Annotated in this window: 17 protein-coding genes, 1 pseudogene and 1 riboswitch; of the genes and pseudogenes, 10 read left to right on the top strand and 8 right to left on the bottom strand. The window is 66.5% G+C overall.

The window, feature by feature from the left end; translation table 11 throughout:
- Positions 1–87: 87 nt before the first annotated feature.
- Positions 88–2,217: a methyl-accepting chemotaxis protein gene (locus ACZLIB_RS17135; RefSeq protein ID WP_478468215.1), complete on the top strand. Its 2,130-nt coding sequence runs from the start codon at positions 88–90 to the stop codon at positions 2,215–2,217.
- 57 nt (positions 2,218–2,274) lie between these two features.
- Here ACZLIB_RS17135 and ACZLIB_RS17130 read toward each other — a convergent pair whose 3' ends face one another.
- Entirely contained in the window at positions 2,275–3,018 is a 744-nt protein-coding gene (locus ACZLIB_RS17130; protein ID WP_180860544.1) for a hypothetical protein, read from the bottom strand.
- Between the two features lie 51 nt (positions 3,019–3,069).
- A pseudogene (locus ACZLIB_RS17125) lies at positions 3,070–3,282 on the bottom strand (hypothetical protein); the annotation flags it as partial.
- A 106-nt stretch (positions 3,283–3,388) separates the two neighbouring features.
- Here ACZLIB_RS17125 and ACZLIB_RS17120 point away from each other — a divergent pair.
- The 3 genes from ACZLIB_RS17120 (at position 3,389) to ACZLIB_RS17110 (ending at position 6,075) form a co-directional block, all read left to right on the top strand.
- Positions 3,389–4,111 (top strand): AraC family transcriptional regulator, encoded by a 723-nt coding sequence (locus tag ACZLIB_RS17120; RefSeq protein ID WP_032127825.1) that lies wholly within the window; start codon positions 3,389–3,391, stop codon positions 4,109–4,111.
- A gap of 82 nt (positions 4,112–4,193) precedes the next feature.
- Positions 4,194–5,561 carry an amino acid permease gene (locus tag ACZLIB_RS17115; protein ID WP_014038111.1) on the top strand — a complete coding sequence of 456 codons (1,368 nt, stop codon included), beginning with the start codon at positions 4,194–4,196 and terminating at the stop codon, positions 5,559–5,561.
- A gap of 103 nt (positions 5,562–5,664) precedes the next feature.
- The gene (locus ACZLIB_RS17110) at positions 5,665–6,075 is read left to right on the top strand and encodes a VOC family protein (RefSeq protein WP_005410627.1); all 411 of its coding nucleotides are present in this window, start codon (positions 5,665–5,667) and stop codon (positions 6,073–6,075) included.
- A gap of 92 nt (positions 6,076–6,167) precedes the next feature.
- Here ACZLIB_RS17110 and gcvP read toward each other — a convergent pair whose 3' ends face one another.
- On the bottom strand, positions 6,168–9,035 hold the full coding sequence (gcvP, locus tag ACZLIB_RS17105) for an aminomethyl-transferring glycine dehydrogenase (protein WP_049401358.1): 2,868 nt from the start codon (positions 9,033–9,035) through the stop codon (positions 6,168–6,170).
- 62 nt (positions 9,036–9,097) lie between these two features.
- Positions 9,098–9,200: riboswitch (glycine riboswitch) on the bottom strand.
- A gap of 300 nt (positions 9,201–9,500) precedes the next feature.
- Between gcvP and ACZLIB_RS17100 the strand changes: the two genes are divergently transcribed.
- The 3 genes from ACZLIB_RS17100 to ACZLIB_RS17090 all read left to right on the top strand — a co-directional run bounded on the left by ACZLIB_RS17100 (position 9,501) and on the right by ACZLIB_RS17090 (position 12,242).
- A complete protein-coding gene (locus ACZLIB_RS17100; protein ID WP_049401428.1) occupies positions 9,501–10,727 on the top strand; it encodes a multidrug effflux MFS transporter in 1,227 nt (408 codons plus the stop codon).
- Positions 10,728–10,869: 142 nt separating this feature from the next.
- A complete protein-coding gene (locus ACZLIB_RS17095; RefSeq protein ID WP_478468213.1) occupies positions 10,870–11,766 on the top strand; it encodes a siderophore-interacting protein in 897 nt (298 codons plus the stop codon).
- A gap of 83 nt (positions 11,767–11,849) precedes the next feature.
- A complete protein-coding gene (locus tag ACZLIB_RS17090; protein ID WP_008265644.1) occupies positions 11,850–12,242 on the top strand; it encodes a hypothetical protein in 393 nt (130 codons plus the stop codon).
- A 470-nt stretch (positions 12,243–12,712) separates the two neighbouring features.
- Here ACZLIB_RS17090 and ACZLIB_RS17085 read toward each other — a convergent pair whose 3' ends face one another.
- The 4 genes from ACZLIB_RS17085 to ACZLIB_RS17070 form a co-directional block, all read right to left on the bottom strand.
- Positions 12,713–14,677 carry a M2 family metallopeptidase gene (locus tag ACZLIB_RS17085; RefSeq protein ID WP_478468212.1) on the bottom strand — a complete coding sequence of 655 codons (1,965 nt, stop codon included), beginning with the start codon at positions 14,675–14,677 and terminating at the stop codon, positions 12,713–12,715.
- Positions 14,678–15,242: 565 nt separating this feature from the next.
- Complete coding sequence (locus ACZLIB_RS17080) at positions 15,243–16,892, bottom strand: phosphoethanolamine transferase (protein WP_478468211.1); 1,650 nt, start codon at positions 16,890–16,892, stop codon at positions 15,243–15,245.
- On the bottom strand, positions 16,889–17,656 hold the full coding sequence (locus ACZLIB_RS17075; RefSeq protein ID WP_049401351.1) for a phosphatase PAP2 family protein: 768 nt from the start codon (positions 17,654–17,656) through the stop codon (positions 16,889–16,891). The genes ACZLIB_RS17080 and ACZLIB_RS17075 overlap by 4 nt, the downstream gene beginning before the upstream one ends.
- Positions 17,657–17,767: 111 nt before the next feature.
- Positions 17,768–19,471, bottom strand: coding sequence for an ArnT family glycosyltransferase (locus tag ACZLIB_RS17070; RefSeq protein WP_478468210.1), 1,704 nt, complete (start codon positions 19,469–19,471; stop codon positions 17,768–17,770).
- 130 nt (positions 19,472–19,601) lie between these two features.
- On the opposite strand from ACZLIB_RS17070, the gene ACZLIB_RS17065 reads away from it, so the two are divergent.
- Both ACZLIB_RS17065 and ACZLIB_RS17060 read left to right on the top strand, forming a co-directional pair.
- The gene (locus ACZLIB_RS17065; protein ID WP_032129861.1) at positions 19,602–20,315 is read left to right on the top strand and encodes a response regulator transcription factor; all 714 of its coding nucleotides are present in this window, start codon (positions 19,602–19,604) and stop codon (positions 20,313–20,315) included.
- Positions 20,302–21,588 carry a sensor histidine kinase gene (locus tag ACZLIB_RS17060; protein WP_032129860.1) on the top strand — a complete coding sequence of 429 codons (1,287 nt, stop codon included), beginning with the start codon at positions 20,302–20,304 and terminating at the stop codon, positions 21,586–21,588. Before ACZLIB_RS17065 ends, ACZLIB_RS17060 begins: the two co-directional genes overlap by 14 nt.
- Positions 21,589–21,854: 266 nt before the next feature.
- Here the strand turns inward: ACZLIB_RS17060 and ACZLIB_RS17055 are convergent, their stop codons facing one another.
- Positions 21,855–22,244, bottom strand: a complete 390-nt coding sequence (locus ACZLIB_RS17055) for a VOC family protein (RefSeq protein WP_049401346.1) — start codon at positions 22,242–22,244, stop codon at positions 21,855–21,857.
- A 134-nt stretch (positions 22,245–22,378) separates the two neighbouring features.
- On the opposite strand from ACZLIB_RS17055, the gene ACZLIB_RS17050 reads away from it, so the two are divergent.
- Positions 22,379–23,629 (top strand): DUF819 family protein, encoded by a 1,251-nt coding sequence (locus ACZLIB_RS17050; RefSeq protein ID WP_049421249.1) that lies wholly within the window; start codon positions 22,379–22,381, stop codon positions 23,627–23,629.
- The last annotated feature ends 149 nt before the right edge of the window (positions 23,630–23,778 follow it).

Raw genomic sequence — 23,778 nt, 5'->3', positions numbered from 1 at the left:
ACGGTGGCCGACGCCGTCGACGGACGGCGATCAAGATTGCCTGCCGGGCCGCCGATAAGGGCGCATCCCCCCGTTTTGGATACCCCCATGAACTACTTGAGGAACGTCAGGGTTGCCTGGCGTCTTGGGCTGGGCTTTGGCCTGTTGCTGCTGCTGGTCGCCGCCGTGGTGGCCACCGGCGCCACCGCCAGTGTCGTGCAGAAGCGCGCGATGCAGCAGGTGGTCGACGTCAGCGTGGCCAAGGTGCGCCTGCTGTCGCAGATGCTCGATGCCAACAACCAGATGATGGTGGTGCGCCGCGAGATGCTGATCCGCCAGGGCGAAGACCGCGGCCACGACGAGCAGCGCATCGCCGATCTGGTGAAGCGCTACGAGGCCAGCTGGACCGCCTACCAGGCGCTGCCCAGCGACGCCGATGGCAAGGCCATTGCCGAAACCATCGCGGCCAAGCGTGCCATTGCGCGCCCGCTCAACAAGCAGACCAGCGAACTGATGGAGCAGGGCGACTACCCGGGCGCCGTAGCGCTGACCCTGGGCCCGGTGCAGGAAGCGGCAAACGGCTGGAACAAGGCGCTGTCCGATGGCGTGGACTTCGAAGAGAAGGAAAGCCGTGAGGCAGCCGCCGAGGCGATCCGCCTGGGCGAGCGCAGCCTGCTGCAGCTGCTGGTGCTGGGCGGCGTCGCGCTGCTGGTGGGCATCGGTGCCTCGGTGATGATCGGCCGCAGCTTGACCGGTCCGCTGGCCCGCGCGGTGAACCTGGCCGAGCGCCTGTCCAAGGGACAATTGGACCAGGAGTTCCGCCTTGGCGGCCGTGACGAACTGACCCAGCTGGGCGAGGCGATGGCCAGCGTGCGGCAGAGCGTGCAGGCGGCGATCGGCGCACAGCTGCAGATGGCTGAGCAGCATGAGGCGGGCGCGATCCGCTATCGCATGGACGCCACGGCGTTCCCCGGTGACTTCGGCCGCATGGTGCAGGCCACCAACAGCCTGGTCGAATCGCACGTGCAGGTGGAGCTGCTGATGGCCGAAGTGATGCAGCGCTACGCCATCGGCGACCTCAGCCGCGACCTGCCCGACTACCCGGGCGAGAAGGGCACGCTGACCCGTACGTTGGCCGCGGTGAAGCAGAGCCTGATGGCGATCAACGCGCAGATCGATGAACTGGCCCGCGCCGCACGCGCTGGTGATTTCAGCATGCGTGGTGATGCCGCTGCGTTCCAGTACCAGTTCAAGGCGATGGTCGAACATCTCAACGGCATGATGGCCAGTTCGCAGGCCAGCATCGCCGATGTCTCCGACGTGCTGCGCGCGATCTCGCACGGCGACCTGACCGCACGCATGGACGGCGAGTACGACGGCGTGTTCGCACGCATGCGCGACGATGCCAACACCACCACCGCACAGCTGACCGGCATCGTGCGTGGCATCCAGGTGGCTGCCGACAGCATCAACAACGCGGCGCAGGAACTGGCCGCCGGCAACAATGATCTGTCGCGCCGCACCGAGCAGCAGGCAGCCAATCTGGAAGAAGCGGCCGCATCGATGGAGGAACTGACCTCCACCGTGCGCCAGAACGCCGAGCTGGCGCGTCAGGCCGACAGTGAAGCGCATGCGGCCGGTGCCGCCGTGCGCGAGACCGAGCAGGCGATGGCACAGATGGCCTCGGTCATGGGTGAGATCGACCAGTCCTCGGCACGCATCTCGGAAATCTCCACGGTGATCGACGGCATTGCGTTCCAGACCAACATCCTGGCGCTGAATGCTGCGGTGGAAGCGGCGCGTGCAGGTGAGCAGGGGCGTGGTTTTGCCGTGGTTGCCAGCGAAGTGCGCACGCTCGCGCAGCGTGCCGGTGTCGCCGCCAAGGAGATCAAGGAACTGATCGAAGATGCCGCTGCCAAGGTGAAGAGCGGCCTGGCAGTGACCGTTGAATCGGAAGCCGCGATCGCCCGCGTAGCCCAGGCAAGTTCGCGCACCACCCAGCTGATGAGCGATATCGCAGCGGCCAGCAAGGAACAGGCCGCCGGTATCGAGCAGGTCAACCAGGTGGTGGTGCAGATGGACCAGGTGACCCAGCAGAACGCTGCGCTGGTGGAAGAAGCCACCGCCGCCAGCCGCGCACTGGAAGAACAGGCGCATGCACTGACCACGTCGGTGTCGGTGTTCAAGGTGGAAGGCGAAGCGCAAGACAGGTATATGCGGCCTAAGTCCGCCGCGTGATGAATGGTTCGCGCGCTGGAGTACCTCCAGCGCGCATTGGAGTTGTTCATGCCAATGCTAGGTGCCGAAGAACAGCCGGATCGCATTGATGATGGTCGATGAGTGTGAGCCGATGGCCGTGGTTTTCTCCAGGCGTTCTAGCTTGCTCACGGCTTGATGCTCTGGTGCTGAGTTCACATGAATACTGCCGACGTACATCACCGACGCCGAGGCCGGATTGTCTATTGATGCAAGTGTTGTATCGGCGACTTCAGTCTTGGATTCGGGGAAGAAGGGTTCACCGCTGCGACGCAGGAACTGCCGGTCGGGCAGAAGCTCGTCAATCGGCGCATCTGGCGTCAGTGCGAGTAGTCGACGCATTCTGGCAAGTTCGGAATCGATCCGAATGGCAATCGACGCGAACAGGGTGTGCGGAATGTTCTTTTGCCTTACCTCGACTCGCCACGTGTAGATATCCACGGGATTGTCGAATGGATAGAGCTGCTCCAGCCCCAGCGCGCACAATCGTTTCAAGGGCGTTGGGCCCAATGCAATCGAGCACGCATGAACCTCAATTGCGAGCTCGTAGAGCCGGGGAGCCGCGAAATCGTCGTCTTGGTCCTGCTGTCTGCCAGACGGGTAGTGCTTCATCAGTAGATGGAAGTATTCGTTGTGTGCATTCTGGAAAGCGTTGAGCAGCGTTTCTGGATTCATGTAGACCAAGAGTGCGGATGGGGAGGTCCGATCCCGTGCAGTTTCAGGATTTCTGAAGGCTCCAGGAGCGGCGCCTTTGATGATTTGACCTTCCGGCAGGTGGCGCAAGCCTATCGGAGAGTTCGGGCACAAGGGCAAGGGCTGTCATCGTGGGTGTCAGCTGCGGGCGGAAGACTTCCTGGTGGCGAGCTTCTTCGCCACCTTGCGCCCAGTACCACTGCGCTTGCCCCCACCGTCCTGCTTGTTCACGGTCGCCCACGCTATGCGCTCGGCCGTCCCCTCGCTGGCACCGCGCTCGCGCTCGCTCTCTTCGATGTGCTCGGCCTGGCGCTTCTGCTTTTCGGTATAGGCGGACTTGTCACCGCGGGGCATGGCCGGTTCTCCGGTGGGGGCTGGCCCCACGGTGGGCCTGGCGGCGTTAAGCGCAAGTCCCGCAAGGGTGATCGCACCGGCAAGGGGCCTCGGCTATGCTTGTGGCATGCGAGTCGAGCCCGCCGACATCGAAGCCCTGTTCGACGCCATCCCGGATGTGCTGTTCTTCATCAAGGACCTTCAGGGGCGTTACACCCACGTCAACCAGACCATGCTGCGGCGGCTGGGTCTGCGCGCGCGCAAGGACGTGATCGGGCGTACCGCGGCCGAGATCTACCCGACCGGCCTCAGTGCGGACTACGTCGACCAGGACGCCCGCGTGCTGTCCGGTGAGGTGATCGAGAACCTGATGGAGCTGCACCTGTTCGCCAACCGCGAACCGGGCTGGTGCCTGACCTGCAAGCGCCCGCTGGTGGTCGATGGGGCCATCGAGGGCCTGATCGGCATATCCCGCGACCTCGGCCAGAAGGACAGCCTGGGCACCCAATACGAGCAGCTGCGGCTGGCCCTGGCCCACCTCAATGCGCACTACGCCGAGAACGTGCGCATGCAGACCCTGCTGGACATCACCGGCTTCTCGCTGTCGAAGCTGGAGCGCAGCTTCCGCAAGGTGTTCCAGATGACCCCGCAGCAGGTGCTGACCCGGCTGCGGATCCAGATGGCCATGCACCTGCTGCACGGTGACGACAGCATCGCCTGCATCGGCCAGGCCTGCGGTTTCAGCGACCAGAGCGCCTTTACCCGCAAGTTCAAGGCTGAAACCGGTTTCTCGCCGCGCGCCTACCGGGCCCGTATTGGTGGCAACGTCGGCGAGCCGGCGCTGGCCTGAGCCGCCTGCTGCGCTGTGCCTATCCCCGTGGGCACGGGACAGGGTAAGGTGTCGCCCCTGTAGCCCGCCGCCAGCCCCGCCGATGCCCAACTCGATTCCGACCGCTTCGCCGTCCCGCCTCGGACATTCGCTCAAGCCCCGCCAGCTGATCATGATGGGTCTGGGCAGCGCCATCGGCGCCGGCCTGTTCCTCGGCTCGGGCGTGGGTGTACAGGCGGCCGGCCCGGCGGTGCTGGTGTCGTATCTGGTCGCTGGTGCGCTGGTGATCATCGTGATGAACGCACTGGGCGAGATGGCGGCGGCCAAGCCGACCAGTGGCGCGTTCTCGGTCTATGCCGCTGATGCCATGGGAGCCACCGCCGGCGCCACCGTGGGCTGGCTGTGGTGGGTGCAGCTGGTGATCGTGATCGCCGCCGAGGCGGTAGGCGCGGCCGGGCTTCTTGCCACGGTCTGGCCGGCGATACCGGTACCGATGGCGGCGCTGGCCTTCATGCTGTTCTTCACCGCGATCAATCTGCTCGGGGTGAAGAACTTCGGCGAGTTCGAATTCTGGTTCGCCATCCTCAAGGTGGCGGCGATCCTGGCCTTCATCGCCATCGGTGTGGCGCTGCTGATGGGCTGGCTGCCGCAGGTGACCTCGCCGGGCCTGAGCAACTTCACCGAACACGGCGGCTTCGCACCGAAGGGCCTGGCCGGAATCGGTGCGGCGCTGCTGGTTGTCGTTTTTGCCTTTGGCGGGACCGAGATCGTAGCCGTGGCGGCGGCCGAAACCGAAGATCCCGAGCGCAGCATTGCCCGTGCCATCCGCACCGTGGCCTGGCGCATCCTGGTGTTCTACATCGGCTCGCTGAGCGTGATCATCGCCGTGGTGCCGTGGACCAGCGAGGCGCTGAAGTCGCCGTTCGCTGCGGTGCTGGATATCGCCCGTATCCCGGGTGCGGGCACCGCCATCACCCTGATCGCGGTGATTGCGCTGCTGTCGGCGCTCAATGCCAACCTCTACGGTGCCTCGCGCATGATGTATTCGCTGGCGCAGCGTCGTGAAGCGCCAGCGGTGCTGGGCTGGACCGATCCGCGCCAGGTGCCGGTCATCGCCGTGCTGGCCAGCGTGCTGTTCGGTTTCGCCGCCACGGTGATGGAACTGCTGTTCCCGGACCGGGTGCTGCCGGTGCTGCTGAACATCGTCGGTTCCACCTGCCTGCTGGTGTGGACGCTGTCGCTGGTCTCGCAGCTGGTGCTGCGCCGCCGCGCGGATCGCCTGGGTACCCGCCTGCCGTTCCGCATGGCCGGCTTCCCGTGGCTGACCTGCTGCGCGCTGGCGATCCTGGCACTGATCTTCGGCCTGCTGCTGAGCGAGTCGCACACCCGCCTGCAGTTCCTGTCGATGGTGGCACTGACTGCCACGATCGCCGCCAGCAGCGCCATCGCCCGGCGCATGCGCGAGGCGTGACTGAAGCTGCCGGCCAGCGGCCGGCACTACCACGGGGGCTGCACATCCGCCGTGCCATCCTGATCGTGTGGGCCGTCCGCGGCCCGTCGACCAGGAGTACCGCATGCTGCGCAGCCGCCCCTTCCTGATGTTCACCGGCCAGGCCGAAGCGGCCCTGGCCCTGTATGCCGAGGCCTTCGCCGATTTCCGCCTGCTGGCAATGCAGCGCCATCCGGACGGCGCCGGTGCCGGCGTGCCCGGGCAGGTCCGCCAGGCCATCTTCCTGCTCGGTGGAACCCACTACCTGTGCTTCGACAGCCTGGACGTGCATGATTTCACCTTCTCACCGTCGATCTCGCTGTTCGTGGAGTGCTCCGGCGCCGAGCAGTTCGAGCGTGCCGCACGCGTGCTGGGTGAGGGCGGCCATTGGTTGATGCCGGTGGGTGACTACGATTTCAGCAACCGCTACGGCTGGGTGCAGGACCGCTTCGGTGTCTCGTGGCAGTTGAGCCTGGGGCAGATGCCGGATCCGTGATCGGATGTTTGTGGGTGTGGACCTTGGTCCACACGCGCTTATGAAAACGGCCCGCTTGCGCGGGCCGTTCTGTTTACCGATGCAGCGAGGAATCACGCCTCGACTTCATCATCCTTGTAGGCATCGACCGGGATGCAGGCGCACATCACGTTCTTGTCGCCGTACACGTTGTCCACGCGTGCCACCGGCGGCCAGTACTTCTGCAGCTTCAGGCTCGGCAGCGGGAACGCAGCCAGTTCACGCGGGTAGGCGTGGGTCCACTCGCTAGCGGTCACCGCGGTCGCGGTATGCGGCGCGTTCTTCAGCGGGTTGTCCTCGCGGTCCAGGCGGCCGTCTTCGATCGCGGTGATTTCCTCGCGGATCTGGATCATCGCGTCGATGAAGCGATCCAGCTCATGCAGCGACTCGCTCTCGGTCGGCTCCACCATCAGCGTGCCGGCCACCGGGAAGCTCAGGGTCGGGGCGTGGAAGCCGAAGTCGATCAGGCGCTTGGCCACGTCCTCGGCGCCGATGCCGCTGGTCTTCTCCAGCGGGCGCACGTCCAGGATGCACTCGTGTGCCACCAGGCCGTTGCGGCCGGTGTACAGGGTCTTGAAGTGCGGGGCCAGGCGCTTGGCGATGTAGTTGGCGTTGAGCTGCGCGACCTGGGTGGCCTTGCGCAGGCCGTCGCGGCCCATCATCGCGATGTACATCCAGCTGATCGGCAGGATCGAGGCGCTGCCGAAGCTGGCTGCGCTGACCATGCCGACCGGGCCGTTGTCACCCAGCTTGCCCGGCAGGAACGGTGCCAGGTGCTCCTTCACCGCGCACGGGCCGACGCCCGGGCCGCCGCCGCCGTGCGGGATGCAGAAGGTCTTGTGCAGGTTCAGGTGCGAAACGTCCGAACCCCACTTGCCCGGCTTGGCCACGCCCACCAGGGCGTTCATGTTGGCACCGTCGGTGTACACCTGGCCGCCGTGCTGGTGGATGATCTCGCAGATCTCCACCACCTCTTCCTCGAACACGCCGTGCGTGGACGGGTAGGTCATCATGATCGCGGCCAGGCGGTCGCTGTACTTCTCGGCGTTGAGGCGGATGTCCTCGACGTCGACGTTGCCGTTGGCATCGGTCTTGGTCACCACCACCTTCATGCCGCACATCTGTGCCGAAGCCGGGTTGGTGCCGTGTGCCGAATCCGGGATGAGGCAGATGTCGCGGTGGCCTTCGCCGCGCGAGCGGTGGTAGGCGCGGATCGCCAGCAGGCCGGCGTACTCGCCCTGTGCGCCGGAATTCGGCTGCAGGCTGACCGCGTCGTAGCCGGTGCATTCGACCAGCATCGCTTCCAGCGTGTCGATCAGTTCCTTGTAGCCCAGCGCCTGGTCGGCCGGCACCAGCGGGTGGATCTGCGAGAACTCCGGCCAGGTCACCGGGATCATCTCGGCGGTGGCGTTGAGCTTCATGGTGCACGAGCCCAGCGGGATCATCGTGCGGTCCATTGCCAGGTCCTTGTCGGCCAGCGAACGCAGGTAGCGCAGCAGCTCGTGCTCGCTGTGGTGGGTGTTGAACACCGGGTGGGTCAGGAAAGCGGACTGGCGCAGCAGGCCGGCCGGCAACGCGTCGGCGGTGCTGGCATCCAGCGCGTCGACGTCCAGCGTGGCACCGAACACGGCAGCCACGGCCACGATGTCGGCGCGGGTGGTGGTTTCGTCCAGGCTGATGCCGACCGAGTCGCTGTCGATCGCGCGCAGGTTGTAGCCGGCGGCGCGGGCCTTGGCGTGGATCTCATCGGCATGCACGCCGGTGACATGCAGGGTGTCGAAGAAGTCACCACCGACCTGCACGCCGGCGTTGCGCAGCGCGGCGGCCAGGATCGAGGCCAGGCGATGGGTGCGGCGGGCGATGCGGGTCAGGCCGTCCGGGCCGTGGTAAACGGCGTACATCGAGGCCATCACCGCCAGCAGCACCTGTGCGGTGCAGATGTTGGACGTGGCCTTCTCGCGGCGGATGTGCTGCTCGCGGGTCTGCAGGGTCAGGCGGTAGGCCGGGTTGCCCTGCGCGTCGATCGAGACGCCGATCAGGCGGCCCGGCATCGAGCGCTTGTAGGCGTCACGGCAGGCCATGAAGGCGGCGTGCGGGCCACCGAAGCCGAACGGCACGCCGAAACGCTGGCTGTTGCCGACCACGATGTCCGCGCCCCATTCGCCCGGAGCGGCCAGCAGGGTCAGGGCCAGCAGGTCGGTGGCCACGGCCACCAGGCCGCCGCGTGCGTGCACGGCATCGACCAGCGCCTTGTAATCGCCCACCTGGCCGAAGGTATCCGGATACTGCAGCAGCAGGCCGAAGGCTTCCGCTTCCAGCGCTTCGGCCGGAGTGCCGACGCGCAGCACGATGCCCATGGGCTCGGCGCGGGTGCGCAGCAGTTCCAGCGTCTGCGGGTGCACGGCGTCGTGCACGAAGAAGGTGTCCGACTTCGACTTGGCCGAACGCTTGGCCAGGGTCATCGCTTCGGCGGCGGCAGTGGCTTCGTCCAGCAGCGAGGCGTTGGCGATTTCCATGCCGGTGAGGTCGGCGCACAGGGTCTGGAAGTTGATCAGCGCTTCCATGCGGCCCTGCGAGATTTCCGCCTGGTACGGGGTGTAGGCGGTGTACCAGGCCGGGTTTTCCAGGATGTTGCGCAGGATCACGTTCGGCGTGTGGGTACCGTAGTAGCCCTGGCCGATGAAGCTGCGCAGCACGGTGTTCTTGTCGGCGATCGCACGGATCTTCGCCAGTGCCTGCACTTCGGTCATCGATTCCGGCAGTGCCAGCGGCGCCGGCGACTTGATCTTGGCCGGTACGATGGCATCGGTCATGCCATCCAGCGACGCGTGGCCGACGACATCGAGCATCTGCGCGATCTCGGCGTCGTTGGGGCCGATGTGGCGCTCGACGAACGCATTGTGGTGCTCGAGCTCACGCAGGGAAGGGGTGTTCTGGGACATGGCGAAGGATCCGTCAGGAAAGGGCACACGCACGGGCACAAGCCGCCGGTCGGCGGTCTGCGGGGCGCCCCTCTGTCCTTTTGCCTGAGAGTTTGGAAGCGCGGCGAACCGCAGCTTCGTGCCCCTTCGGCGCCGGATCGAACCGGTCTCTCCAGAGTTGTGTTACGGGTGGTATCGGGCCTGAGCGATTACGGGCGTTGCGCCTTCGGCAGCGGTGTTCCGCTTCTCCCACCGTGTTGCCCGCCGATTATAGCCCGTTGCGGGCGCGCCGGCCGCCTCCAGGCATGGCCGCCGCGCCTGAATGGCCGATGGCCCGGCCGTGCGTTTTGTGCACCGCTGCATGGCATCGGGCGCAATCCCCACCTATGATGGGTGGATACCCGAATTAATCTGGCGCCGTCCCTGCTGCAGGGGGACCGGCGCCCGCCGTGCGTGCCGCGCATGGCCCTGCCGGACGCCTTCTCCATGACCGCCGCTGTTGCTCCTTCCACCCGCCGCATGGCCCTGCTGCTTGCCGGCCTGGCCATGTTCGGTCCGTTCTCGATCGACACCATCTTCCCGGCGTTCCCGCAGCTGGCCCAGCGCCTGGCGGTGGACGAAGTGGCGGTGCAGCAGACCATCAGCGTGTACCTGCTGTTCTACGGCCTGATGAGCCTGGCGCACGGCCCGCTGTCCGATGCCTGGGGCCGCAAGTGGGTGATCCTCGGTGGCCTGGTGGTGTTCGTCGGCGCCTCGGTCGGCTGCGCGCTGTCCACCGACCTCACCACGCTGCTGGCGTTCCGCGCGCTGCAGGGCCTGTCGGCAGGTGTCGGCATGATCGTCGGCCGAGCGGTGATCCGCGACCTGTACCACGGCCACGACGCGCAGCGACTGATGAGCCAGGTGTCGATGCTGTTCGGCATCGCCCCGGCCATCGCACCGATCATCGGCGGCTGGATCCTGCTCAGCGGCGCCGGCTGGCCACTGATCTTCTGGTTCCTGGTGGTGTTCGGGCTGGTCCTGCTGGCGGCCACTGCGCGCTACCTGCCGGAGACCCATCCGGTTGAAGCGCGCGTGCCGTTGTCGCCGCGCACGTTGATGCGTGATTACCTGCGCATCGGCTTCAACCCGCGCTTCCTGCGCCTGGCGCTGGCCGGCAGCATCGGCTTCGGTGGCATCTTCCTGTACATCTCCTCGGCGCCGGTGTTCGTGATGCAGCACCTGCATCTGGGCGAGGGCGGCTTCGCCTGGCTGTTCATCCCCACCATCGGCGGCATGACCACCGGCTCGTTCCTGTCTGGGCGCATGGCCGGGCACACCACGCCTACCCGCCAGGTCGCCATCGGTTTCGGCCTGTGCGCGCTGTCGGTGCTGTTGAACGTCGGCTACGTGGCGCTGGCCCCGCAGTTCGTGCTGCCGTGGGCGGTGCTGCCGATCTTCCTGGGCGGCATGGGCATGGCGCTGATCTTCCCGATCCTGGCGCTGGCGGTGCTGGACATGTACCCGCACCAGCGCGGCCTGGCCTCGTCGCTGCAGGCCTTCGTGCAGCTGATGATCAGCACCGTGGTGGCCGGCGTGGTGTCGCCGCTGCTCAGCGCCAGCCCGCTGCACCTGGCCTTGGGCCAGGCCGCGTTCTTCGGCGCCGGCTTCGTGTTCTGGTACTGGGAACACCAGCGCGAGCGCGCGGCGCAGGCAGCCTGCACGGGCCATTGAGCAGCGCGCAGGGGTAGGGCGGACGGGGATGCCGGCACATCCTTGCAGCCGCGGACAACCGGACTAGGCTGGGCATTCCAGCCAGCCGGTGCGTGGATGCACGACAGCCAGCCAATCCGATGTCGTTGCATGAGGTTCCCCCATGGCTGCGCAGCAGACCTACCGCCTGTTCGAGGTGGCGCTGAAGGAGCGCCGCGTTCTCTCCCCTTCCCTGGACCGCATGGTGTTCACCGGTGCCGACGTGGCGCGGATGAAGACCGAAGGCCCGGACCAGCGGATCAAGGTGTTCTTCCCCTTGCCCGGCCAGGAGGTGCCACAGGTCCCCAGCGGCGAGGACTGGTACCCGCGCTACCGGGCGCTGCCGGACGATCAGCGCCCGCCGATGCGCACCTACACGATCCGCCAGCTACGCGCCGAGCAGGGCGAGGTCGACGTCGATTTCGTCATCCACGGCGTGACCGGGCCCGCTTCACGCTGGGCCATGCATGCAAGGCCGGGAGACCGCGTGGTGCTGCTGGCCCCGGACGCCGACTGCGCCGAGAGCAGCGAAGGCTGGGAGTGGAAACCGCCGGTAGGGATTGGCCAGGTACTGCTGGTGGCTGACGAGACCGCCTTGCCGGCAGTGGCCGGCATCCTCGAGGAACTGGCAACCATGGCGGATCCGCCGCGCACGCTGGCCCTGCTGGAAGTGGCCCAGGCCGGCGACGCGGTACCGCTGAAGGCGCCGGCCACGGCCGAGCTGGTCTGGCTGCCGCGCGGGCAGGCGGACTATGGGCAGCCCCTGCTGCAGGCGGTCCAGGAACGGCTGTCAGCGACCTCGAGCGTGGCTGCTGGCGATGCGCTGGAGGAGATCGACGTCGATACGCAGATCCTCTGGGAGCAGGCCGATGCCAGCGTGGCCGGGCCGCTGTATGCCTGGGTGGCCGGCGAGGCGGGTGCGGTGATGGCGATCCGCCGCCATCTGGTGCGTGACTGCGGGCTGGACCGTCGCGCGATCACCTTCATGGGCTACTGGCGGCACGGCAAGGTGCTGGACTGACCGTACTGGATCGAGCACGCGTGAAGCAGCGCTGCGGGCGGGGTGCGCTATCCTTGCGCCCCCCTTCGCAGCGGTACCGCACCATGTCCACCAGCTCCAAGACCCGCCGCGACCAGCGCCGTCGCCAGGAAAAGCAGGCCGCCAACAAGGCCGCCGCGCAGGCATCGCCGGTGGAACCGCATGCCGAGCTGCGCGATGCGCAGCGCACCCTGCTGGCCGGTGTCGTGCGCCGTGACGGCGAATGGGTGCTGGGCATGGACGGCCGCATCGCTGGCCACAGCGAGAGTGCTGCGCAGGTGCTGGCGCTGATCATGCAGGCCGGTGAACTGCACGAGCGCAACGGCACGCCGGTGCGCCTGATGTACTCCGATGCGCTGCGCGATGCCGCGCAGGCCGAAGCGAAGGAGAAGGGCCAGACCTTCGAGGAATTCAAGGCCGAGCTGGCCGCAGCGATGGCCGCGAAGAAGAACAGCTGACAGGCATTTCGGTAGAGCCGGCCGCTGGCCGGCTGCCGGTTGGGTCTTCATCGCGGAGTTGCCGGCCAGCGGCCGGCACTACCGGAAAGGGGCGGATCCTCGCGGACCCGCCCCTTTTCTCAATTCGCCGCCGGGGCCGCGTTGGCCTGCCAGCCGCACATCTGGCCTTCGTTTGATTGCTGTTTCGGTAGAGCCGGCCGCTGGCCGGCTGCCAGACAGATGTCCACCGTGCAGTTGCCGGCCAGCGGCCGGCACTACCGGAAAGGGGCGGGTCCTCGCGGACCCGCCCTTTTCTCAATTCGCCGCCGGGGCCGCGTTGGCCTGCCAGCCACACATCTGGCCTTCGTTTGATTGCTGTTTCGGTAGAGCCGGCCGCTGGCCGGCTGCCAGACAGATGTCCACCGTGCAGTTGCCGGCCAGCGGCCGGCACTACCGGAAAGGGGCGGATCCTCGCGGACCCGCCCCTTTTCTCATTTCGCCGCCGGGGCCGCGTTGGCCTGCCAGCCGCACATCTGGCCTTCGTTCTGCTGCTTCAGCCACTCGTTGACCGGGGTGAAGTACTCGATCATCGGGCCGGCATCGAGCTTGTCGGTGCCGGTCAGTTCCTTCAGTGTGGCCTGCCACGGCTGGCTGGCACCCTTGCTCAGCATCGCCCAGTACTTCTGGCCGGCTTCCTTGTTGCCGTAGAAGGTGCACTCATGCAGCGGGCCCTTGTAGCCGGACGCGTCGCACAGGCCCTTGTAGAACTGGAACTGCAGGATGCGCGCCAGGAAGTAGCGGGTGTACGGGGTGTTGCCCGGCACGTGGTACTTCGCGCCCGGATCGAAGAACTCTTCGCCACGGGTGCTGGCCGGCGCCACGCCCTGGTACTTGGCCTTCAGGTCCCACCACGCCTTGTTGTAGTTGTCGGCGGTGATCGAACCATCGAACACGCCCCAGCGCCAGCGGTCGATCATCAGCCCGAACGGCAGGAACGACACGCCCGACAGCGCCATGCGCATCTGGTTGTTGATGACCGCTTCGCGGCTTTCGGTCGGCGCATCAACCAGGCCGATCGAGCTGAGGTACTTGGGCGTCATCGCCAGCACGATGGTGTCGCCGATCGCTTCATGGAAGCCATCGTTGGCACCGCCCTGGAACAGCGGCGGCAGCGGGTTGTAGGCCAGGTCGTAATAGATGTGGCCCAGCTCGTGGTAGATGGTGGTGAAGTTCTCTTCGTTCGGCTTGATGCACATCTTGGTGCGCACGTCGCCTTCCATGTTCATGTCCCAGGCGCTGGCGTGGCAGACCACGTCGCGATCGTCGGGCTTGATGAACTGGGTCTTTTCCCAGTACGACTGCGGCAGCGACGGCATGCCCAGCGACACGTAGAAGTCCTGGGCGCGCTCGGTCATCTGCTTGGCGGTACGCAGTTCGGCCTCGCGCTGTGCCTTGTACTGCGCCGCTACGTTGGCATCCTTGCCGGCCTTGGCCAGCGCCGCGCTCAGGTTGGTCTGGTACTGCTTTTCAAGCGCTGCAGTGATGTCCAGGCTGCCGGCACCCGGATACGGCTCCAGCTGGTCCCACAGATTCGACCAGTCCTGCTGCCACATGTTGCCCAGCAGGTGCGCGGCGATCAGGCCGTTGCCTACTTCGGCCTTGTCCTTGCCGTAGGTCTTGTCCAGCTTGCCGCGTGCGTAGCAGTGCAGCTGCTCGTACATCGGCTTGACCTGTTCCCACAGGCGATCGGTTTCCGGGCCGATCTGTTCCGGCGGCATGTCATAGCCGCTGCGCCACATCTGGCCGGCATCGGTGAAGCCCATGCCCTTGGCGCCTTCGTTCACCAGGCCGACGAACTTCTGGTAGTCGCCGCGCATGCTCTTGGTGGTGCTGTGCCAGCCCTGCCAGGCATCGAGCTGCTTGTCGTAGTCGCGGCTGCGCGCGAGCACCTGCTCCAGCTCGCCCAGCTGGCGGCAGGAGTTGGGATCGTTGGCATCGGTGCAGTACTTGCCGGCACCGTAGCTGCCTTCCATGCGGGTGGCGATCTGGGTCAGCTCGGCCAGCTTGGCAGGGTCACGCGGTGCCGGCATCGAGGACATCAGCTTCAGCAGGTGGATCGCGCGCTTGCTGTCCTCGCTCATCGGCTTGCCGTCGAACCTGGCGGCCTGTTCGATCCAGCTGTTGAGCTGGGTCAGCGAGCGCTCGTTGGCCTTGGCCGCGATGCGCTCCGAATCACTGTTGATGTAGGTGGAGGACAGCCACTGCGCCGAGGTCATCTCCGGGTAGGCGGCCTTGAATTCGGCATTGATGCGGGCCACGAACTGGTCGGCGGTTTCGCCGGCCGGGGCGCTGCTGCTGGCGGTATCGGTGCCTGGCGCAGCTTCCTTCTTGCAGGCGGCCAGGGCCAGCGTGGCGGCGGCGACAGCCGAGGCCAGCAGGAGATGACGGTGTTTCACGGGCGGTCCTTGGGTGGTGAACGACGGCCGAAGGCTAGTGGGCAGTCGCCGCCACTGCAAGTGGCGGAAGTCGGTTGGGTTCGGCAGGGCTGCGCCCTGCACCCGCCGAAGCAACGGCAAAGGCCGAAGCAACAGCAGAAGCGGGCGATCCGTGGTTTGGCGGGGCGGTGTGGACTTGCAGGACACGCCGTAAACCCGTCCATGGGGGCTCGATGGCGCCATCCATGGCGCCAACGGTCCTGCAAGCCCACACCGCCCCACCTCTGACAGTTCCCCGCGATCTGGTAGATCCACGCCATGCGTGGATGGAATCTGTCAGATATTCGAAATTGATCGATTGAGATTCAACAGGTCGCAGGAAACTGTCAAAGGCGGGGTGGGTCCGGTGGCGGGGGTGTCAGCCGCATGGATGCGGCTGCCAAGCCTCCAGGGACGGATTCACGGCGTCCCCCGCCACCGGACCCACCCCGCCATCCCACGGAATGCACGCTGTTGCTGTTGCTTCGGCCGTTGCGGTTGCGGTTGCCTCTGCAGGTGCAGGGCTGCAAGCCCTGCCGAACAACCCTCAACCCTCGCAGTTGGCGAATACGTCGCGGTCGCGCTCGTACAGCGAGGTCTTCACCTGCATCAGGCCCAGCACCGACGGGAACAGGTTGTCATGGTCGGTGTAGGCCGCCGAACGCTTGCGCACGCACTGCAGGTCCAGCCCGCGGCTGCTGGCGAAGCCCTGCGAGAACCACATCGTCATCGGCACCCGGGTCTGCTCGGCCGGGGCGATGGCGTAGGGCACGCCATGCAGGAATAGGCCCTTCTCGCCCAGCGACTCGCCGTGGTCGGACAGGTAGATCATCGCCGTGTCGTAGTCCTGCATGCCCTGCAGCGTACCGATGGTCTTGGTCAGGAAGTGATCGGTGTACAGCACGGCGTTGTCGTAACTGTTGGTGATCTCTTCGCGCGAGCAGCGGCCGATGTCGCGGGTATCGCAGGTGGGGGTGAAGCGGCGGAACGCGGGCGGGTAGCGCTCGAAGTAGGCCGGGCCGTGGTTGCCCAGCTGATGCAGCACCACCACCCGGTCGCCCGGCTTTGCACGCACCTGGGTGGCCAGGTCCTGCAGCAGGATTTCGTCCATGCAGCGGCCGTCAGCGCACAGGCCCGGGGTGGTCGCATCGGACAATGACTGGAAGTCCAGGCCTTCGCACACGCCCTTGCAGCCAGACTGGTTGTCACGCCACAGCGGCGCGATGCCGGCGCGGTTCAATACGTGCAGCAGCGACTGGTGCGCGCGGATCTTCTTCTCGTCGTAGTCATGGCGGCCCCATGGCGAGAACAGGCACGGCAGTGAAACCTCGGTGCTGGTACCGCACGAATGCATATCCGGGAAATTGACCACACTGGCCTGGGCCAGTTCCGGGGTGGTGTTGCGGCCACCGTTGAGGCCCCAGTTCTGCGCGCGCACGGTCTCGCCCATGACGATCACCAGCAGGCGCGGCTTGCTGGCCGGCGCGCGCGGGGTGGCCTTGGCATCGGTGCCGATCGGCAGTTTCGGCGCGCGCTGCACCGGATTGTCGCCACGCAGTGCACGCGGCATGCCCAGCAGTACGTTGGCCGGCGTCGCGAGGTAACGCACTTCGCGCTGGTTGCGCATCAGTGCGGAGACGTCCTGGAACGAGATCAACGCGCCGCCGACGGCAGTCACCGCCGCCACCACCAGGAAGCCGAGGCGCCACAGCAGGCTGCGGCCCCAGCTGCGACGGCGCAGCTGCACGCGCCACAGCACGATCATCGGCAGCACCGCCAGCAGCAGTACCGGCCACAGCAGTGACACGGTCATCAGCTCGCGGCTTTCCTTGGGGTCGGTCGCCAGCACGTTGCGCAGCATGTCCGCATCCAGGTAGATGTGGTAGCGGCTCATGTAGTGCGCAGCGAAGGCGGTTACCAGCAACAGCAGGCTGATCACCACCTTGGCGTTCCAGCGCCAGACCAGGATGCCCAGCAGCACGCCGTGCGCACCCAGCAGCAACAGCAGCAGCGACAGCGCGTAGCGCAGGCTGCCCGGATGGCTGGCCATCGCGCTGTGCCAGAACAGGCCATTGCCTGCCACCGCGAAGAACAGGCTGGTCAGTGCGATCAGTGCTTCGGTGGACAGCTGCGGCCGCCAGCGGCGAAGGTTCGCCAACGCGGGAAGGCGGGCGGGGCGTTGGACCGATGCACTCATGCGTTTGCCTCCTGGCGGTGGGGACGGTCCAGCTGACGGCGGGCCAGGACGCGCTTGACGATCAGATACAGGCCCAGCGAAAGCAGCCAGCAGATCAACGCAGTAGCAACGTCATGCGAAAGGAAATGCGCGCCCCGCAGCTGCTGGCTCACGCCGAATACCAGGCCGGTGCCAAGGCCGATCCACAACCCGGCCCAGCGCCATGAAGGGCGCCACAGCAAGGCGAAAAAGTACAGGGACAACCATGCATAACCTGCGCTGGCGTGGCCGGCCGGGAAGCAGGCCTGCGCGGCCATGCCTGCGGGGCGCGCCGTGAAAAGCCCGATGAACGGCTGGTGGCCGCCGTAGCGCAGCAGGTCCCAGGGGCATTCCATGGGCACCAGCGACTTCAGCAGGGAGATCACACCGGTGCCCAGGGCCATGGCAATCACGACATAAAGCAGCGCCCACCGCAGGGTGCGATCGCGACCCTTTCGCCAGTGGTGGAAGCACAGCAGGATCGCCACGAGCGCAGCAGCCGTGCTCAGCCACTTGCCGGCCTTGTGCACCACCGTGCGGGTGACCCAGGCGTCCTGTAGCGCCCAATGGCCACCCTCAAGGCGGAACAGGTGATCGGCCACCCATTGGTCGCCGCCGAAACCCATCAGCAGCGTAAACACGGGCAGACCGATTACGACAGGCAGCCAGAGGTGAGTTACGGCGAATTTTGACGCCAGTGGCGATGTCGCAAGCGGCGCTACCGAATCAAGGGGACGGACGGGCATGCTGGGAAAGGGCGGGTCGGGAATCCGCGGCCATGCTCGTCACCTGGATGTCGGAGAAGGGTCGGACGCTCGTTCGTGCCGGGTTAATGCTTGCCCGGCACGTGTCAGCGTTCAGTCTTCTTCAGCGGTCGCGCCGGCCCGTTCGGCGTGGCATTCCGCGTCCCACGCGGTACCGGGAAGCAGTTGCCAGCGATTCCTGTTGGCAATACCGATATCGATCACCTTGCCCGGGTCCACGCACGGGCTCATCGCATCGTCCAGCACCAGCAGCCAGCGCTTGTCCGGTGCCTCGGCCAGCCACGGGCCGGCGTCGTGCCACTGCTCGGCCCAGGGCCGCTTGAAGCCGAACTCGCGCACCGGCCGGTCGGCCTGCAACAGGTTCTGCTCGCGCCAGGCCACCAGCGCCAGTTCGGCGTCGGGTCCGATCCGCGCGCCCACCCGGCGCATGAGTGCCGACGCCGAAGCGAAGGGGTCCAGGGCAGGCATCAGCACCAGGCCGTAGAGCATCCACAGCATGCCGTGGGTCAGCAGTACCAGCGTCGCGGCACGGCGTACCCGCAGCCACACGATCAGCGTGGCCAGGGCAATGGCGAAGGTCAGCAGGCCATCGCCCAGCACCGGCAGCAACGTCTCGGGCATGGCGCGGCGTTGCAGTTGCACCAACGCCCATGGGTGCTCGGTCATCAGCATCACGCCGAGTACGCCGGTGGCCAGCATCAGCACCACGCTGTAGCCGAACAGGTAGCGGCGCACGCACACGCGGCGCAGCAGGCCGGGCAGCAGCGGCGCCACGGCCAGTGCCATCGCCGGCAGCATCGGCAGCAGGTACACCTCGCGCTTGCCCGGGCTGGCACTGAAGAACACCAGTACCAGTACGGCCCAGCCCAGCAGCAGCCACTGGCGGCGATCGCCACGACGGATGCGGCGCCACCAGGGCTTGAACAGCATCGGCAGCAGCAGGCTGCCCGGCAGCCACAGGGTCAGGATCACCTGCAGGTAGTACCAGGCCGGCTGCCGGTGGTGCCAGGCATTGGCGTAGCGGGTGCCGGTCTGCTTGAACAACAGCTCGTGCGCGTAGGCCTGCAGTTCGGCGCTGGGCGTATGCAGCAGGGCCCAGCCCAGCGGCGCCAGCCACACGCCCACGCCCAGCAGGAACGCCGGGATCAACCACAGCAGCGTTGCCGGGTGCGGACCCTCCACACGGTGCCCGCGACGGCGCTGGTACAGCCACCAGCCGAACCAGGGCAGCACCAGCAGCAGCGGCAGGAAACCCACGCCCTTGGTCACCGTGCCGACACCGGCGGCGAAACCGGCCAGCCACAACGCGGGCAGGTTGCGACGTTCGCACAGGTGCCGCATCAAGCCCCATAGGGCGACGGTGGTCATCCCCACCAGCACCATGTCGATCTGCGCACGCTTGGCCATCAGCCCGAACTGCAGGGTGCAGAACAGCGCCGCGAGGGCATAGATGGAATGCCGCGGCGACCACAGCCGCCGTGCCAGATCCGACACCAGCCACAGACTCAGCAGGGCGCCCAGCAATGACGGCAGCAGGAACGACCATTGCCAGCTGCCGACCACCTCGTAGGCGGCCGCCTGCAGCCACATGAATACCGGTGGTTTCTCGGCATACAGCTCGCTGCCACGATGCGGCAGCAGCCATTGCCCGCTCTCGACCATGGTCCGCGCGGCCAGCACGAAGCGCGGCTCGTCCGGTGGCTGCGGCTGCCGAAGGCCGATGCCCGCTGCCAATGCAGCAATGATCAGCAGCCACAACAGGGGCAGGCGCCAACGGCGGGGCAGGGCTACGGGCACGGCAGGCTCCGGGAGCAAAACAGCCATTCTGAGGTGGCGGGGGTGGGAAAAGCGTCAGAAGGGGGCGGGACGACCGCATTCCGACATGGGCGGCGCTACCATGGTACGAACTTCCGTGGATGTTTCGTGCATGCGTCTGTTGGTGATCGAGGACAACCGCCAGCTGGTGGCCAACCTGTTCGACTATTTCGAGTCGCGCGGGCATGTGCTGGACGTGGCCCCGGATGGCATCACCGGCCTGCACCTGGCCGGCAGCCACCCCTACGATGCGGTGATCCTGGACTGGATGCTGCCGCGCATGGAGGGACCGGAAGTGCTGCGCCGGCTGCGCGCCGAGCATGCGTCGGAGGTGCCGGTGATCATGCTGACCGCGCGCGACGAACTTCCGGACAAGATCGCCGGCTTCCGCGCTGGCGCCGACGACTACTTGACCAAGCCCTTCGCGCTGCCCGAGCTGGAGGTGCGGCTGGAGGCCCTGTTGCTGCGCGCGCAGGGTCGCAACCCGCGCAAGCGCCTGCAGGTGGGCGACCTGGTGCTGGACCTGGCGACGCTGGAGGCCCAGCGTGAGGGCCAGGTGCTGCACCTGTACCCGGCCTGCCGCAAGCTGCTGGAAGTGCTGATGCGGGCCAGCCCGGGTGCGGTGACGCGACAGCAGCTGGAGTTCGCCCTGTGGGGCGACGAGCCGCCGGATGGCGACCTGCTGCGTTCGCATGTCTACGAGTTGCGTCGCAGCGTTGACGGTCCGTTTGCCGAGAAGCTGATCCACACCCTGCCGCGCGTGGGTTACCGGTTGGCGGTAGTGGAGGGTGCCGACGCCGGCAGGAATGCTGATGAGGGCGCGTAAGCCGGGGCCGTTGTACCGGCGCGTGGTGTGGTGGTTGCTGGGCTATCTGGCGCTGCTGTCGATCGCGGTGTTCAGCGTCGGCAACTACGTGCACGAGCACGCCGAGCATGCCGCCTGGCGCGCGCTGCTCAACTCCGAGCTCGACAGCATCGTCGAGCATGTCGAGCACGAACCGCACTATCGCTGGCAGGATTCGGACACGCTGAGCCTGTACCGCTTCGACGCGGTCAACCTTCCCGATAGCCTGCGTACCCTGCATCCAGGGCTGCACGACGGCGTAATGGTCAAGGGCCGCGAGACGGCGGTGATGGTGCGTGAAACCCAGTCGATGGGACGGGTCGCGCTGGTACTGGACATCTCCGACTTCCATGACCTGGAACAGTTCGCCACGCGCTGGGTGATGCTGGCCGGGGTGATCATGATCTTCGTTACCGTGCTGATGGCTTCGTTCGGCATGGAGCGGATGGTGCGTCCGCTGAGCCTGCTGGCACAACACATCGCCGCGCTCAGGCCGGGCGTGCAGGGGCAGCGCATCGAGGTCGACCCGCGCGGCAGCTCAGAGCTGCACACCATTGCCAATGCGCTGAACGATTACCTGGACCGCAACGAGCAGTTCGTCGAACGCGAGCGGGTCTTCATCAGCACCGCCAGCCACGAATTGCGCACGCCGATTGCGGTGATGACCGGTGCCGCCGAACTGGCGCTGGAGCAACCGGGCCTGCCCGAGCGTGCGCGCCAGCAGATGCAACGGGTACTGCGCACCGCGCAGAGCGTGGAGCAGCTGATCGAACTGCTGCTGGTGCTGGCGCGTGATCCGGCGCGACTGGCGGCGCGTGCCGAGCGCATCGCGCTGGACCAGCTGCTGCCGGAGATCGTCGACGACCATCGCCACCTGCTGGGCGACAAGGACCTGAGCATCGGCATCCAGGCCGCACCGGTGGACATCGTCGCGCCGCTGGCGGTGGTGCAGGCAGCGATCGGCAACCTGCTGCGCAACGCCATCGAGAACAGTGGCCGTGGCCACATCGAATTGCGCCTGAGTTCGTCGGCGGTGCTGACCCTGCAGGACCCGGGACATGGCATGAGCCCGGAGGAGATCGCGGCGATCCATGCGCGGATGGCCCGTGGCGAACGCGCCGATCGTGGCGGCGGCATCGGACTGGATCTGATCGCGCGGCTGTGCGAGCACCTGGGATGGACCCTGCAGTTGCAGCCCTGCGAGCCGCGTGGCACACGTGTCACGCTCGATTTCAGTGCCTCGCGACCGCGCTGATCCGGCCGTTCGTGTAGATGCCAACCTTGGTTGGCATGCCGTTCGTCGACCAAGGTCGACGCCTACCCAGGCGGTGGCTGGGCGTGCTCTGGTAGATGCCAGCCCTGGTTGGCATGCCCCGGCGGTGGCTGTCCGTGTCCTGGTAGATGCCAACCTTGGTTGGCATGCCCCGGCGGTGGCTGGCCGTGCTCTGGTAGATGCCAACCTTGGTTGGCATGCCGTTCGTCGACCAAGGTCGACGCCCACCCAGGCAATGGCTGTCCGCTTCAACGCCCGTTCGGTCGCGCCACGTGCTGGTCGATCAGGATCACGTTGCCGTCGGGATCGGCCAACTGCAGGTAGCCGGTCCCCTGGCCATCAGGATCGGTGCGGACCGCCAGTTCGATGCCCCTGGTATCCAGCTCTGCCTGCAGCTCACGCACATCCTGGAAGTGGGGCAGTTCCTGCTTGTGCTGGTCCCAGCCGGGGTTGAAGGTCAGCAGGTTGCCCTCGAACATGCCCTGGAACAGCCCGATCACCGTGCCGTTGCTGCGCATCACCAGCCAGTTCTGTGCCGGATCGCCGCCGGTGACCGAGAAGCCCAGGGCTTCGTAGAAGGCACGGGAGGCCGCGAGATCCTTCACCGAGAGGCTGACCGAAAAGGCACCAAGCTGCATGGGTGGGCTCCCTGACGGGATGGGGGGTGTCGGCACTGCAGCATGACCGGGCGTGAAGACAATGTTAATCTCGATCTGCGCCGCCTTATGCGGCGCTTTTTTTTTCTCCGCTCTTTCGATCGACAGAGGATCCCATGCCGACCGAACCCGCTACTGCCCTGATCAGCAACGACATCGTTGGACTGGGCCTGATTGCCGCCACCCTGGCCCTGATCTTCTGGGCCGCCAGTGGCCCAACCCCGCTGCTGAAGAAGATCTTCGCCTGGGTGCCGGCCCTGCTGCTGTGCTATTTCATCCCCGCCGTCTACAACACCGCCGGTGTCATCGATGGCCACAACACCTCGCTGTACAACCCGGTCGCGCGTGACGTGCTGCTGCCGGCCGCGCTGGTCCTGCTGACCCTGTCGATCGACCTGAAAGGCGTCATCAAGCTCGGTCCGAAACTGCTGATCGTGTTCTGTGCCGGTACCGCCGGCATCATGCTCGGCGCCATCGTTTCGTTCCAGCTGATGAAGCTGATCCATCCGGAAACCGTGGCCGGTGATACCTGGGCCGGCATGGCGGCGCTGGCCGGCAGCTGGATCGGTGGCGGCGCCAACATGGTCGCCATGCGCGAGGTGTTCGGCACCGATGCCACCACCTTCGGCCAGTTCGCGGTGGTTGACGTGGCCTGTGCCAGCCTGTGGATGGCGATCCTGCTGTTCCTGGCCAACCGCGCACAGCAGATCGACACCCGCAATGGTGCCGACACCCGTGCCATCGACGAGATGAAGGCGCGCATCAGTGCCTACGAGGCGCAGAACGCGCGCATTCCCAGCATGACCGACCTGATGGTGATCGTTGGCGTGGCCTTGGGTGGCGTCGGCCTGGCCCATGCCATCGCCGCGCCGCTGGCGGGCTGGTTCAAGGCCAATGTCAGCTGGGCCAGCCAGTTCAGCCTGGACAGCCAGTTCGTCTGGGTGATCCTGCTGTCCACGGCGATGGGCCTGGGCCTGAGCTTCACCCGTGCGCGCCGGCTGGAAGCGGCTGGCGCTTCGCGGCTGGGCACGGTGTTCCTGTACTTCCTGATCGCCTGCATCGGCATGCAGATGAACCTGCTGTCGCTGCTGGATCGGCCGTGGCTGTTCCTGCTCGGCGCGATCTGGATGGCCACGCACGTGCTGGTGCTGTGGGTGGTGGCCAAGCTGCTGCGCGCGCCGCTGTTCTTCTTCGCCATTGGTTCGCAGGGCAACATCGGCGCAGCCGCTTCGGCCCCTGTAGTGGCGGCGGCGTTCCATCCGACGCTGGCGCCGGTGGGCGTGCTGCTGGGTACGGTGGGTTATGCCACCGGCACGGGCCTGGCCTATGTCACCGGCCTGATCCTGAAGTGGATGGCCACCGGCTGAGTTCCGGCCGCCCTGGCGTCATGCTTCCGTAGATCCACGCCATGCGTGGATGCATTTCATGGGTCTCCATGAACAAGGAAGGGGTCAGATCTGTTTCCCGGAGGAAACGGATCTGACCCCGGACTCAACTCGATATCTGCCAGGTTTCA

It is taken from the genome of Stenotrophomonas sp. 220_Sma, assembly GCF_056487375.1.
Note: the sequence above shows the minus strand (reverse complement) of the source record. Positions and strands in the feature narration are given on the sequence as shown.